Raw genomic sequence first — 13,216 nt, 5'->3', positions numbered from 1 at the left:
GGGTTCATCCGGTGGGTCGCGGGTGGATCGCTCATGAGAGTATGAACGCATGAGCGATCCACAAGACACTCAGCCAGCTGAGGACCTCCCGGTAGAAGGCACTCCCATTGACGACCGGCAGCCGCCGGTGCACGCCCACCCCGGCCCTCCTGAGGGCATGAGGCCCAAGGGGAGCAGCCTTCAGGACCTGGTGGATGAGCCGGCCAAAGTGATGCGGATCGGAACAATGATCAGGCAGCTCCTGGAGGAAGTGAAGTCCGCACCCCTTGATGAGGCTGCACGGGGCAGGCTGGCCGAGATCCACGAGCGCTCCATCAAAGAACTGGAAGACGGACTGGCTCCGGAGCTGGTGGAGGAGCTGGACAGGATCAGCCTTCCCTTCTCCGACGACGGCACTCCCTCGGACGCTGAACTGCGCATAGCCCAGGCCCAGCTTGTGGGATGGCTCGAGGGGTTGTTCCACGGAATCCAGACGGCGATTGCCGCCCAGCACGCGGCCCGCGAGCACGCGGCCGCGCAGATGCAGCTGCGCCAGCTGCCGCCAGGAACCATGATTGCCCCCGGCGTGGTCATCGGGGAAAACGGTGAGCCGCAAAGGGCCGCCGCAGGTTCGCGCTCCGGCAATTCCGCGCGGCCAGGCCAGCGGGACGACCCGGACCACGGTCCCGGACAATACCTGTAAGGGTGCGCTTGGGCTTTTTCAGCGCCGCCAGGCAGGGGCGCAAGGATGATGCGGAACTGGGGAAGGGGCTGTGGCGCCGCGCCCACGACCGCTTCCAGCGGGGACTGGACCGCTTCCACCAGGTCCTTGAAGGCGTTGAGGACGACCAGCTCTACGGTGAACTGCTCGAGATAGCCAACGAGCTGGCTGCCCTCCTCGAAAGGGTACGGCTCGTGTGCATGGAAGCGCAGCGGCGTTCACCGAATGAAGGGCTGGACATTCCGGTTGGCCTGGCCGGAGTGCACCGTGCCCTGTCCAAGGCCGGAAACTCGCTGGCCACCACGGCGGAGGCGGCCGCCATGCTCCGGCTCGCCGTGGGCCCGGTCCCGGTAGGTGCGGCGTCCGTCCGGCGGCGCGCCGAGTCCGTTTTCCAGCAGGTGGCCGACGCCGAGCGCCACCTCAGCGAGGAGGGCCCGGGACCGCGGCAGGCGGATATTCCCGGTTAAGCGCCTGGCTTACTTCCGGCCGATTCCCTCCTGGCGGGCGCCGGGGTTTGGCAGGATGGTCGAATGACTCTTTCACCTACACTGACGTTCAATGACGGAAACACGATTCCCCAGCTTGGCTATGGCGTCTGGCAGGTTGAGGACGATGTAGCCGAGAAGGTGGTCCGGCAGGCGTTTGAAGCAGGCTTCCGCCACATCGACACCGCCAAGATCTACGGCAACGAGGCGGGCGTGGGGCGGGCCATCGCCAGTTCCGGCCTCTCCCCGGAGCAGCTCTTCATCACCACCAAGCTCTGGAACGCTGACCAGGGCTATGAGTCCACCCTGGCAGCCTTCGAGGCGTCGATGGACAGGCTGGGGCTCGAGACGTTGGACCTGTACCTGATCCACTGGATGCAGCCCAAGCAGGATAAGTACCTGGACACCTGGAAGGCGCTGATCGAGCTCCAGAAGCGCGGCAGGGTCAAGTCCATCGGCGTATCCAACTTCACCGCCGAGGGCCTGCAGCGGCTCATCGATGAAACGGGCGTTGTCCCGGCCATCCACCAGATTGAACTGCACCCGTACTTCAGCCAGCGTGAACTGCGCGAGTTTGGCGCTTCGAAGGGCATCCTGACCCAGGCCTGGTCGCCGCTGGGCCAGGGCGGCGAGCTGCTCGAGGACGCAGCGGTGGCCTCCATTGCCGCCAAGCACGGCGCCACGCCTGCCCAGGTGGTTATCGCCTGGCACCTCGCCATTGGCAACGTGGTGATTCCCAAGTCCGTCACGGAATCCCGGATCCGGGAAAACTACGCGGCGCTTGAGGTGAACCTGGACGCAGACGACATCGAGGCGATCAACGCCCTTGACCGCTCGGCCCAAGGCGAAGGCCGCATCGGCGCGGACCCGGCTGTTTCCGACTTCGCGTAACTGCCAGACGGCGCCCGCGCCAGGGCTTTAGCCGCGCACTGCCGCCCTGCCTGTTCTGTACAGGCGGGGCGCTTTGCGTTTTAAGCAGGAACGGGTCAGGCGGCTGTGCGGATCTGCTCTATGGCCACGGCGTCGACGACGGCCCAGCTGTCCTCCCCGGCGCAGTGCCGGCTGGCGAAGCGCTCCGCCTCTGCCAGGGTGTCAAAGACCTCAGCCCGTGCCCGGCCGCAGTCGGCGTCGAAGTACGTGACGTGAAATTCCTGTACCAGTTGCTTTTCCATGAATCCAGTCTGCAACCGGGGTCTGACAATTACGGGAATCAGTCCCGCGTGTTGCCCAGCCGAAGGACCCGTTCCTGCGCAAGCACTGCCGTCCGCTCGGCTTTGTCCGCGGCCCGCACCGCCTGTTTTGCTTCGGCAACGGTGGCCGCCAGCCTTTTCTTCGAGCGCTCCAGCTGCTCTTCAGCGGTCCTCAGCCGGGCACGAAGATCTGCTGTCTCCCGGAGGAGTTCCGCGATGTCGGTCCGTATGTCGTCGGCCTGGTCCTGCAGCTCCTGTGCCGCCCGGGCCGCCGCGGCCTCTGCTGCCTGTGCTTCTTTTAGGGCCGCCCTGGCCCTTTCCAGCGCCGGTGGTGACGCGGGCCGCGGAGTGTGCCGGACCGCCTCAAGCCGCGGCCTGTCCGGTTTGCGCTGTTGCGGCGCTGCCGCCGTCGTACGCATCTTCCTGCCAGCGGAGGCCGCTGGCGCAGAGGCGGGAGCCGCGGCGGCGGGCGGCAGGACCGAAGGGACTGCCACGGTGCCGGCCAGGTCAACGGCGTTGACGCCGTCTGCCTGCAATGTCTTGAGCAGGCGCCCGCTCCGCACGGCCGCTGCTGCTCCCTCATCCGCTGTCAGCGCGCGAAGTGTCTCCTCGACCTCGCCCGCCATGGGATCGCTGATGGCCCGGCCATGTTCCTGGGCCACCGAACGGGCGGTGTCGACGGCGGCGGCGAGCGAAATGCGGCGCTCACGTCCCAGGTCACGCAGCGACGCGGCGTCCAGCGACACCTGTGCCGCGCGCATCCTGCCGCCGAGTTCCGTCAGCTGGGCCAGGACATCCGGTTGATGCACAGCCAGCATATTCACCGCCCAGGCGGCAACCGAGGGCTTGGGCAGTGCCCGGACCGCTGCCCCCAGCTCCTTGTCCGACGCGGCTGCTTCCTTCGCTGCCGTGGTCCTGGCCGCCACAAAGTCGTCCAGCGGTTTGGCGTAGAGCTGGTTGGCGACCTCTGCCAGAACCTCGTCTTCCATGCTCGACATCTTAGGCTCCGGTGATCTGCCTACCTGTACTCACCCCGGTGGGTCCGATTCCGCGCTCTCCGAACGTTGCCGGCGCCTGTCTTCCGCCTGGCCAATGCCGTCACGGACGCCGGCACGGATGACGCCGTACAGGACATAGAGGAAGATCGCGGCAAACACCAGGTTCAGGACGATGGCGTCCGGAGCTGTCACGGCTGGCCACCTTCCGCCCAGAACTGCTGCACTCCTGCTGCGGCGTCGCGCAGTGTCCCGCCATCCAGCACCACGGAACTCTCGGCCAGCCCAAAGTCCATCCACTGGGCGAGCAGCCGAAGGTGCCCAGCGGGAGTCAAGGGCCAGAGCCAGGCGGTGCCGGTGCCCGCCAGTTCGTCGCCTGCTCCGCTGCCGCCACTGCTGGTGAAGGCAATCGTTGGGGGTCCCATCCAGGACAGGCTGAAGGAGCAGCCCGTGGAGTAGACCTCGGCGCTTCTTACAGCCACCACCATGTGAGGGCTGCGGTGCAGGAACTTGCCGAGGTGGACAGCCACTGGAGGTTCATTGGCCGGCGGAGCGGCCCACGCGGGCGGCACGAATCTGGCGCTGGGCGGCCCGGGGGCTGATGGCGGAATGGGAAAGTCCTTGGAGGAGGTCACGGTCATCCTTGGTCTCACTGGCTGCGACCGACCAGCGGAACGGCGGCACTGCCGCCTTGGATCCCCCAATCCGTCCTTACCCCGCCAGTCTAGCCCTGCCCTTTCGAGGCGGATGCGGAGCCGGGCTGGGCAGCGCCGCCTTCAGCGGTGACCTGGATGTCTGGCAGGCCGCTGGCATCAGGCTCCCGCGGTCCCACCGATGGCCCCTACTATCGCGGGGACGGGAGGGCCATCATGGGAGCTATAGGGCGCTGCAACCAATGATCGGAGTCCGCTATGATCCAGGCCCTGCGGTGCAAATTGAATATTCGCCACCAATGGCACGTCGAACATACCGAAGACGGAGGCATCTATAAACGTTGTCTGCGCTGCGGCAAGGATGGCGGGGACGGTGACGGCGCGAACAACGGCTGGGCGCTGAGGAAATGGTGGTAGGCCCGCTGCAACCGCTTAACCAGCGAAAAACCCCGGAAACCCCTAAAACTATGGGTTGTCCGGGGTTTATCCCGAGCTTCCTATCAGAATCGAACTGATGACCTTTTCATTACGAGTGAAACGCTCTACCGACTGAGCTAAGGAAGCACCGCACGAATCTCCGGCAAAACCGGGCGCTTCATGCAAGAGTCAACTGTAATAGAGTCCCCGCGCCCGGGTCAAAATGGGCGGCCGGGACAGGGTGAGGCCTTCAGCACACCGTGTTGTCAGCGGGAACCTGGCCGCTTACCAGGTAGCTGTCCACGGCGTCCTCGATGCAGCTGTTGGACCGGCCGTAGGCGGTGTGGCCTTCGCCTTCCCACGTGAGGAGTGCAGCGTTACCCAGCTGCTTGCGCAGCGATGATGCCCATTCCACCGGGGTGGCGGGGTCGCCGGTGGTGCCGATGACAACGATGGGGGAGCCGCCGTCGTATTCCACGGGCGACGGCGTGCGCACGCTCTGGTACGGCCAGTCGACGCAGTTGGTGCCTCCGTACGCAAAGAAGTACCCGAAGGTGGGCGAGTCCTGCATCAGGCGCTGCTGCTCCGCACGCATGGCGGCTGTATCGGACTCCATGGGGTAGTCAAGGCAGTTGATGGCATTGAAGGCGAAGGTGGAATTGGACGTATACGTCCCGTTGGAAGAGCGGTCGGCCCCCAGGTCTGCGAGCCGCAGCATGAGGCTGACGTCTCCCGTCATTGCCGCTTCAAGGGCCTGGGTGAGGGCGGGCCAGCTTTGGTCGTTGTACAGCGGCGTGATCAGGCCGCTGACGAACATGGTGGCGTTCACCACCCGCCCGTCCTTGGCCGTCCGCGGCGTCTGCTGGACCGCGGCGATCAGGTCGCGGATCTGCTGGACACCGGAATCCACGTTCCCGCTCAGGGGGCATCCGTCCTGGCCCTGGCAGCTGGCAACATAGGCGCGGATTGCCTTCTCGAAGGCACGGGCCTGCCCGCTGGTCAGCTCTTCGTTGCTGATGGAGGGGTCCAGCGCTCCGTCCAGCACCATTCGTCCCACATTGTCGGGGAACAGCGAAGCGTAGGTCGAGCCCAGGAACGTGCCGTAGGAGTAGCCAAGATAGTTGAGTTTCGGATCATTTACCACAGCCCGAAGAACGTCCACGTCCTTTGCGGAACTGACCGTATCGATGTTCCCCAGCACCGGACCCGTCTGCTCCTCGCACTGGGCCGCAGTCGCCTTGTTGTCCGCCAGGACCTCGGCAAGTCCGGCATCGGTTTCGAGGTCGTAGATCTTGGCCCTCGCGGCATCCCGTTCGGCGTCGGTCATGCACGTGACGGGGGCTGAGCGTTTCACGCCCCGGGGGTCAAAGCCCACGAGGTCGTAGGAATCCCGTACAGCCTGGGAAAAATGTGTCCCGGCCGCATCCTTGACGAAGTCATAGCCTGACGCACCCGGACCGCCCGGGTTGACCAGGAGGCTGCCCGTTTTCTTTCCCGTGCTTGGAGCCCGCAGCGCGGCAATCTGGATTGTCTCGCCGTCGGGGTTGCCGTAGTCCATGGGCACCGTCACCCTGGCGCACTGGAACTCGTTCTCGCATGGCTCCCAGACGACCTCCTGGGAGTAGAACTCCTCAAGACCTTCCGGTGCAGATGCAACGATGGACGGATCGGCCTTGGCAGTGGCGGCTTCCTGGCTGCGGTCTTCACCATTCAGGAGGCTGCAGGACGCCAGGACCATGGCCAGGACCATGGCCCCGAGGGCACGGACGCCAACCGCCGCGAATCGCGGGCGTACGGGCAGGGGGCGGGCAGTCATCGGGTCTCCTTGAAGGACTAGATCAGGCTGGCTGCCATGGACTCAATGGTCAACAGCGGTGCAACGTTGGTGGTGGTGATGCGTTCGCGGGCTTTGTTGATGGCATCCATCCGGGAAAGCGTTGACTCCGGCGTGGAGCGGTGGGCGAACTCCTCCAATTCACCCCTGAGCTCAACGTTTACGAGCTCCACGGCATTCCCGAGCTGGATAATCAGCACATCACGATAGAAGGACAGAAGATCCGTCAGCGTCCGGTCCAGCGAGTCCGTGATGGACCGTTTGGCCCGCCTCTTCTGGTCGTCCTCCAGCTGCTTTACCTGGCTGCGCATGGCCGGAGGAAGCGTCCCGGATTCCGGTGCGCCCAATGTTGCCAGCAGCGCGGCCTTCTCCGCAGCGTCCCGTTCCTCATTGGAACTGTTGGCCTCTGCGGTGGCGATCTTGACCAGCTTGTCTGCCATCATCACTGCAGCGGTGACGCCCCGCAGGCCGAGCGGGAACCGGACAGTTTCCAGCCGGCGCTCCCTGGCAGCGGGGTCGCGCGCCAGCCGGCGGGCAATGCCAACATGGCTCTGCGCCGCCCGGGCGGCACGCTCAGCGAGCGCCGGATCCACGCCGTCGCGCTTCACCAGCAGGGCAGCGACGTCAGCGGCAGGCGGCAGCCGCAAAGCCACGCTGCGGCAGCGCGAACGGATGGTCACCAGGACGTCCGCCGGGGACGGGGCGCACAGCATCCACACGGTCCGGGGAGTGGGTTCCTCGATGGCTTTGAGGAGGACGTTGGTGGTGCGTTCGGCCATACGGTCCGCATCCTCCACCACGATGATGCGCCACCGACCTGTCGAGGGCCTGTTGCCGGCGGTGGCCACCAGTTCCCGGGCTTCGTCAATGGTGATGGTGACCTTCTCGGTCCGGACGAACGTGACGTCCGAATGGGTCTCACCCAGGATGGTCAGGCAGGCGGAGCAGTGGCCGCATCCGCGCTGGCTGACGTCGTCCTGGTCGCAGTTCAGTGCCGCGGCAAAGGCCTTTGCCGCGTTCGAGCGCCCGGAGCCGGGCGGGCCGGTAAAAAGCCACGCGTGCGTCAGCCCCTCGCCGCTGGAGGCCTGCCGCAGTTGTTCGACGACGGCGGGTTGCCCTTGCAGGTCGTCCCACACCGTCACGGGTGGCCACCCACTGATGGAGCGTGGACGGAAACATCTGCCGGGACGCTGTGGTGCGCGGCCTGAAGGCTTTCCACCCGCGCGAGAATCTGTTCCGCCAGTTCACCGACCGGGTGATGGGCGGGCAGCACAAGGTAGGACTCCGGACGGCTGCGGGCCAGCTCCAGGAAGGCATCCCGGATCCGGGTATGGAAGTCATCAGCTTCAGATTCCAGCCGGTCTTCGGCAGCATCGCCGGCTGTCCGGCGGCGGCGGCCGACGGCGGGGTCGACATCCAGCAGGACGGTGAGGTGGGGCTGCAGGCCGGAAGTGGCCCACTCATTAAGGGACCGTACAGCGTCCTCGCCCAGTCCGCGTCCGGCCCCCTGGTAGGCGACCGACGAGTCGATGTAACGGTCCGTCAGGACGATCTCGCCGCGTTCCAGGGCAGGCCGGATGACCTGGGTGGCGTGCGCGGCCCGGGACGCGGCAAAGATGAGCGCTTCCGTGCGGGCATCGATGTGGCCGTGGCCGTGATCCAGTACCAGTGAACGCAGTTTTTCGCCGATGGGAGTTCCGCCTGGCTCACGGGTACGCAGGACGGTGAGGCCCCGGGATGCCAGGGCTTCTGCAAGCCGGGCAGCCTGCGTTGATTTGCCGGCGCCGTCGCCGCCCTCAAACGCGATGAAAAGCCCGGCCCTTTGTTTGCTCACCCATCAAGCCTACCGATCCCCGCTGACAAAACCGATCGGGCCTGTGGACGGAGGCCGGTGCACCTGCGGGTAACAGCTTTCCGGGGGACTGCTGACGGACAGTACGCTTTCACCATGAGTCTCTCCGAACAGCAGGCCGCGGCGCTCTCAGCCGAAACGGTGGTGGTTGCGGCCGGGCGTCCCCCCAGGGAAAGGGACCAGCCGGTCAACCACCCAGTCGTCCTTTCCTCCACATACTTTGGCACCGGGGCCCTCGGGGACGGCGACCGCGGGTACGGCCGGTATTCCAATCCCACCTGGGATCCCTTCGAAGAGGCGCTCGGCCAGCTTGAAGGTTCCAAGCTGCCGGGGCTGCTCTACTCATCAGGGCTTGCGGCGGTCAGCTCGGCCCTTTCCCTGATCCCCCCAGGGGGCGTGCTGGTGATGCCCGCGCACAGCTACTCCGGGTCCTTGGTGATGGCTTCCGAACTGGCGCAGAAGGAATTCGTCGAACTGCGCACCGTGGACATTGCCGACACTGACGCCGTCAAGGCCGCCCTGGCACCGAATGGACCCAACGCCCGGGCTGCTTCCATGCTGTGGCTGGAAAGCCCCACTAATCCGATGCTCGGCATCGCCGACGTCCAGGCCCTGACGGCCGCGGCGCACACCGTCGGCGCTATCGTCGTCACGGACAACACCTTCTCCACACCCCTGGTGCAGCAGCCCCTGGCCTTGGGGTCCGACGTCGTCCTGCACTCGGTGACGAAGTATCTGGCTGGCCATTCCGACGTCGTCCTGGGCGCCCTGGTGACGTCCAACGCGGACATCCGCTCGGCCCTGCTCCACAACCGGACCATCCACGGCGGGATTGCGGGACCATTCGAGGCCTGGCTTGCGCTGCGCGGCCTGCGGACCCTGGCGCTGCGGATAGAACGCTCCCAGGCTTCTGCCATGGTGTTGGCTGAACGCCTTGGCGCACACCCGGCCATCGAGTCCATCCGTTTCCCGGGCCTGCCCGCGGATCCCGGCCATGAACGGGCAAAGACGCAGATGAAGGGGTTTGGCTCCATCATCTGCGTGCAGGTTGCCCCTATTGCAGGGCTGAGCGGCGCTGACACTGCTGACAAACTCGTCCGCGCGCTGCAGCTGTGGCTTCCCGCGACGTCGCTGGGCGGCGTTGAGTCCCTCATTGAACGACGACGGCGGCACACTGCAGAGCCGGTGAGCGTTCCGGAGAATTTGGTGCGGCTCAGTGTGGGAATCGAAAACCTGGAGGACCTCTGGGCCGATTTGAAGCGGGCGCTGGACTCGTTGGGCGGCTAGGCTGGGCTTGTGGACGGTGAACTGATTATTCGGCCTGTAGAGCAGGCAGTGTTCTTTATTCTTGCCCTGGTGGCGCTGGGCCTTGAGTTGTGGGCTGTGGCCGACTGCGCCCGGCACCGTGCCAACGCGTTCGAGGCCACGGGGAAAAGGACCAAGGCTTTCTGGCTGGCACTGACCGGCGGTGCAGCCCTGATCGGTGTCATCTCGTTCTTCGGCAGCGGAGGCGGCTTTTTCGGCACGCTGGGCCTGTTCGGACTTGCGGCCGTGGTGGCCGCGTCCGTTTACTTGGCGGACGTGCGCCCGGCAGTCAAGGACGCAGGCCGGGGCGGCAGCCGCAACACCGGCCCGTATGGTCCCTGGTAAGCCAGTCACTGGCTCGACCGCGCCTTTTAGGCCATAAACCCCACAGGTTACCTAGGGTCGCATGACTGCCCGAGGGAACCCTTGTTCCGGCCCTTACGCCAGGGGCGCAACGGCTTCCCAATCCACGGTGAGCTCGCCCAGCCGCCACCGGGCGGGCCCGTCCTGCACCGGCCAGCCCGCGTCCCGCAATGTCCGGCACATGCCCTGCCAGCGCTGCCTGTTCCCGAAGGACGCCAGCGGCGCGCACTCCAGCCAGGCCCGGTCCATGGCCTGCATTAGGGCGTGTACCGGTTCTCCGGGAACGTTGCGGTGGATAAGGGCTTTGGGCAGTCTTTCGGCAACGTCCGAGGGCAGTTCGAAGCTGCCGAACCGGACAGAGATGCTGAGGGACAGGGGCCGTTCGGCGTCCAGCGCCACCCAGGTGACGCGCCGCCCGATCTCATCGCAGGTGCCGTCGATGAACAGGCCGCCAGGGCTCAGGCGGTCCTGCACCAGCCGCCAGATACCGGGAGCATCGGCTTCCTCGTACTGCCGCAGGACGTTGAACGCCCGGACCAGTACCGGCCGTCCCGGCACGGGCAGTTCGAAGCCGCCCACCCGGAAGCTCAGCCCGGGCCGTTGCAGGGGGAGGGCGGCGCGGACGCGTTCCGGCTCAATCTCGATTCCAACGACCTGAACATCCGGGCGGACGGCAGCGAGCCGGTCAAAGAGTTCGACGGCGGTGGCGGGCGTCGCGCCATAGCCCAGGTCCACCACCAGGGGGTCGGCGGCGTTCCGGAGCCGCCAGGCCTGCGGGCCGGCCAGCCAGCGGTCCACCCGGCGCATCCGGTTGGGATTGGTGGTTCCGCGGGTCACGTTGCCCACCGGCTTGCCCGGCCTGCCGGTGCTGTTCCTGCCGGAAATCTGCGGGGCAGTCACCCGTTCAGCCTTTTGCACCACGGCCCCACCTTATCCCTGCAGCCGGAGGTGGCGCGTCACCGGGGCCGGCTTGTAACGCTGGGCAGGCGGCGGCAGCGCTCGGCTAGGATGAAAATCATGACTTACAAGCTGATTCTGCTGCGCCACGGCCACAGCGAATGGAACGCCAAGAACCTGTTCACCGGCTGGGTGGACGTAGACCTCAACGACCAGGGCCGTACGGAAGCAGCACGCGGCGGTGAGCTCCTGGTTGAGAACAATGTTCTCCCGGACATCCTCTACACCTCCCTGCTGAAGCGGGCCATCAACACTGCGAACATCTCCCTGGACAAGGCTGACCGCGGCTGGATCCCGGTGAAGCGCGACTGGCGCCTGAACGAACGCCACTACGGCGCCCTGCAGGGCAAGGACAAGGCCCAGACCCTTGCAGAGTACGGCGAGGAGCAGTTCATGGAATGGCGCCGCTCCTACGACACCCCTCCGCCGCCCCTGGACGACGACTCCGAGTTCTCCCAGGCGCACGATCCCCGCTACGCGGACCTGGGTGACGCACTCCCGCGCACGGAATGCCTTAAGGACGTCCTGGTCCGCCTGCTGCCGTACTGGGAGTCGGACATCAAGGAGGACCTCAAAGCCGGCAAGACCGTCCTGGTCACGGCCCACGGCAACTCCCTGCGCGCCCTGGTCAAGCACCTGGACGGTATCAGCGACGAAGCCATCGCCGGCCTGAACATCCCCACCGGCATCCCGCTGGTGTATGACCTCGATGAGAACTTCCAGCCGATCAAGCCAGGCGGCACCTACCTCGACCCGGAAGCCGCCGAGCAGGCCATCCTGGCGGTAGCGAACCAGGGCAAGAAATAACCCTGGCAGGAAATAACGCATCAGCAGGAAATTACGACGGCGGGCTGGTCACCTCAGGTGGCCAGCCCGCCGTCGTCTGTTCCTATAAGAGTTTTTGTCCAGATATGCAGGCTTCCGGGCCTCGGAAGTCGGCGTATCTGGACAAAAACTCCAGGGGGTTTAGCTGTGTTCTGTCCCGGTGGGCTGCCAGGCGCCGGTCACCAGGTAGGTGACCTTCTGGGCCACTGAAACGCCATGGTCCGCGAAGCGTTCGAAGTAGCGGCTGGCGAGTGCAACATCCACAGTGGTTGCGGGCGATTCTTTCCACTCCGCTGCCGCGATGGCCTTAAAGACGCTGAGGTGGAGGTCGTTGATGGCCGTATTCGCCTTCAGAATGTCCCTCGCCACCTCAAGGTCGCGGGTTTCCAGGAGGACGGTCAGCTTGTCGGCGATTTCCTGGTCCAGCTCGGCCATGCGCTTGAAAGTGCCGGTCATGGATTCCGGAATGACGGTGGACGGGTAGCGCAGGCGTGCCAGCTGGGCAATGTGCCGGGCAAGGTCGCCCATCCGCTCGAGGGAAGCGCTCATCCGCAGCGAGCCCACAATCATCCGCAGGTCGCTGGCCACCGGCCCCTGCAGCGCCAGGATGTCGATGGCGCGCTCGTCGAGGCTGTTCTGCAGGAAGTCGATGCGGGCATCCGCAGCGATGACGTCCTGCGCCAGGTCCACATCCGCCACTTCGAAGGAGGTGGTGGCCTTGTCCATCGCTTCGCTGACCAGCCGGGAGATCTCCACGAGCTGGTCGCCGACCTGGGTCAGCTCTTCCTGAAAAACCTTACGCACGTGGGCGTCCTTTCCTTGTAACTCCCGCCGGCCCCGGTCCGGGCAGCGGGAATCGCGTCGCCAATCGGCACTCCAACTGGCTACTCTGCCAGCGCCGGGTGAACGGCGAGGCCCTTGAAGGTGAACGTTAGTTGAACCGTCGCAGGAGGAGGCCCGGACGCGCCGATCAGCGCTTTCCAGAGCATAAGGTGGAGCTGTGGATCCTATGCTCATCGGCTTGGTGGCCGGCCTCGTCGGCCTGGCGCTCGGCACGTTCGGCGTGCTCGCGTACCGGGTCAGCGAGCGGCAGCGGCAACTGCTGGACGTGGACACTGAAGAACCGGCCCTGCCGCCGGGCGCTGCCGAGGTGCTGGCCGTCGTCGGCCGCGCCTTCGTGGTGGTGGACGCTGTGGACGGCGTGGTCCGAGCCAGCCCGGCAGCCTACGCCTACGGCCTTGTCCGCGGCCACACCGTGGTCCACAAGGAACTGCTGGACATGACGGCGGGCGTCCGGCGCGACGGCGTCATCCTGGAGAAGCAGCTGGAGCTTCCCCGCGGCCCGCTCGGCCAGGGAACCATCATCGTCCAGATCCGGGCCGCGATGCTCGGAGAGGAGTACATCCTGCTGCTCGCGGATGACCGCACGGAGATCACCAGGACCGAAGAGATCCGGAACGATTTCGTAGCCAACGTTTCCCATGAGCTGAAAACCCCCGTGGGTGCCATTTCGCTGCTTGCCGAAGCCCTGGAGTCCTCGGCGGATGACGAACTTGCCGTCAGGCGCTTCGCTAAACGCATGCACAAGGAGTCAGGCCGGCTGGCCGCACTGGTGCAGGACATCATCGAGCTGTCCAGGC

General features: G+C 65.8%; 16 protein-coding genes and 1 tRNA gene. 7 read left to right on the top strand and 10 right to left on the bottom strand.

Annotation, left to right across the window (positions count from 1 at the left end):
* Positions 1–49: 49 nt before the first annotated feature.
* The 3 genes from ACKAE7_RS11735 (at position 50) to ACKAE7_RS11725 (ending at position 2,076) form a co-directional block, all read left to right on the top strand.
* On the top strand, positions 50–682 hold the full coding sequence (locus ACKAE7_RS11735) for a bacterial proteasome activator family protein (RefSeq protein ID WP_188811616.1): 633 nt from the start codon (positions 50–52) through the stop codon (positions 680–682).
* A gap of 8 nt (positions 683–690) precedes the next feature.
* Positions 691–1,167 (top strand): hypothetical protein, encoded by a 477-nt coding sequence (locus tag ACKAE7_RS11730; protein ID WP_104189115.1) that lies wholly within the window; start codon positions 691–693, stop codon positions 1,165–1,167.
* 63 nt (positions 1,168–1,230) lie between these two features.
* Entirely contained in the window at positions 1,231–2,076 is an 846-nt protein-coding gene (locus ACKAE7_RS11725; RefSeq protein ID WP_408979262.1) for an aldo/keto reductase, read from the top strand.
* Between the two features lie 95 nt (positions 2,077–2,171).
* Here the strand turns inward: ACKAE7_RS11725 and ACKAE7_RS11720 are convergent, their stop codons facing one another.
* The 8 genes from ACKAE7_RS11720 to tmk form a co-directional block, all read right to left on the bottom strand.
* On the bottom strand, positions 2,172–2,357 hold the full coding sequence (locus tag ACKAE7_RS11720) for a hypothetical protein (RefSeq protein WP_188811622.1): 186 nt from the start codon (positions 2,355–2,357) through the stop codon (positions 2,172–2,174).
* A gap of 38 nt (positions 2,358–2,395) precedes the next feature.
* On the bottom strand, positions 2,396–3,364 hold the full coding sequence (locus tag ACKAE7_RS11715) for a hypothetical protein (RefSeq protein ID WP_408979261.1): 969 nt from the start codon (positions 3,362–3,364) through the stop codon (positions 2,396–2,398).
* 39 nt (positions 3,365–3,403) lie between these two features.
* Positions 3,404–3,565: a hypothetical protein gene (locus ACKAE7_RS11710; protein WP_188811626.1), complete on the bottom strand. Its 162-nt coding sequence runs from the start codon at positions 3,563–3,565 to the stop codon at positions 3,404–3,406.
* Positions 3,562–3,900, bottom strand: a complete 339-nt coding sequence (locus tag ACKAE7_RS11705) for a hypothetical protein (RefSeq protein ID WP_408979260.1) — start codon at positions 3,898–3,900, stop codon at positions 3,562–3,564. The genes ACKAE7_RS11710 and ACKAE7_RS11705 overlap by 4 nt, the downstream gene beginning before the upstream one ends.
* A 614-nt stretch (positions 3,901–4,514) precedes the next feature.
* Positions 4,515–4,587: transfer RNA gene (locus ACKAE7_RS11700), tRNA-Thr, on the bottom strand.
* A gap of 103 nt (positions 4,588–4,690) precedes the next feature.
* Entirely contained in the window at positions 4,691–6,256 is a 1,566-nt protein-coding gene (locus ACKAE7_RS11695; protein WP_408979259.1) for an alpha/beta hydrolase, read from the bottom strand.
* A 17-nt stretch (positions 6,257–6,273) separates the two neighbouring features.
* Entirely contained in the window at positions 6,274–7,416 is a 1,143-nt protein-coding gene (locus tag ACKAE7_RS11690) for a DNA polymerase III subunit delta' (protein ID WP_188811632.1), read from the bottom strand.
* Positions 7,413–8,108, bottom strand: coding sequence for a dTMP kinase (gene tmk, locus ACKAE7_RS11685; protein WP_408979258.1), 696 nt, complete (start codon positions 8,106–8,108; stop codon positions 7,413–7,415). Before tmk ends, ACKAE7_RS11690 begins: the two co-directional genes overlap by 4 nt.
* Before the next feature lie 114 nt (positions 8,109–8,222).
* On the opposite strand from tmk, the gene ACKAE7_RS11680 reads away from it, so the two are divergent.
* Both ACKAE7_RS11680 and ACKAE7_RS11675 read left to right on the top strand, forming a co-directional pair.
* Complete coding sequence (locus ACKAE7_RS11680; RefSeq protein WP_408979257.1) at positions 8,223–9,413, top strand: trans-sulfuration enzyme family protein; 1,191 nt, start codon at positions 8,223–8,225, stop codon at positions 9,411–9,413.
* 9 nt (positions 9,414–9,422) lie between these two features.
* Positions 9,423–9,776, top strand: coding sequence for a DUF2516 family protein (locus ACKAE7_RS11675; RefSeq protein WP_104189078.1), 354 nt, complete (start codon positions 9,423–9,425; stop codon positions 9,774–9,776).
* A gap of 93 nt (positions 9,777–9,869) precedes the next feature.
* Here ACKAE7_RS11675 and ACKAE7_RS11670 read toward each other — a convergent pair whose 3' ends face one another.
* Positions 9,870–10,715 carry a class I SAM-dependent methyltransferase gene (locus tag ACKAE7_RS11670; RefSeq protein ID WP_408979256.1) on the bottom strand — a complete coding sequence of 282 codons (846 nt, stop codon included), beginning with the start codon at positions 10,713–10,715 and terminating at the stop codon, positions 9,870–9,872.
* 96 nt (positions 10,716–10,811) lie between these two features.
* Between ACKAE7_RS11670 and ACKAE7_RS11665 the strand changes: the two genes are divergently transcribed.
* Entirely contained in the window at positions 10,812–11,558 is a 747-nt protein-coding gene (locus ACKAE7_RS11665) for a phosphoglyceromutase (protein ID WP_066273814.1), read from the top strand.
* Between the two features lie 159 nt (positions 11,559–11,717).
* On the opposite strand, the gene phoU is transcribed toward ACKAE7_RS11665, so the two are convergent.
* Entirely contained in the window at positions 11,718–12,380 is a 663-nt protein-coding gene (phoU, locus tag ACKAE7_RS11660) for a phosphate signaling complex protein PhoU (RefSeq protein WP_190614379.1), read from the bottom strand.
* 205 nt (positions 12,381–12,585) lie between these two features.
* Here phoU and ACKAE7_RS11655 point away from each other — a divergent pair.
* A partial coding sequence (locus ACKAE7_RS11655) for a histidine kinase dimerization/phospho-acceptor domain-containing protein (RefSeq protein WP_408979276.1) occupies positions 12,586–13,216 on the top strand: 631 nt, incomplete at its 3' end.

It is taken from the genome of Pseudarthrobacter sp. NKDBFgelt (assembly GCF_046097905.1).
In the GTDB taxonomy this organism is placed as follows: Bacteria; Actinomycetota; Actinomycetes; order Actinomycetales; family Micrococcaceae; genus Arthrobacter; species Arthrobacter polychromogenes.
This window is presented reverse-complemented; position numbering and strand designations above follow the sequence as displayed.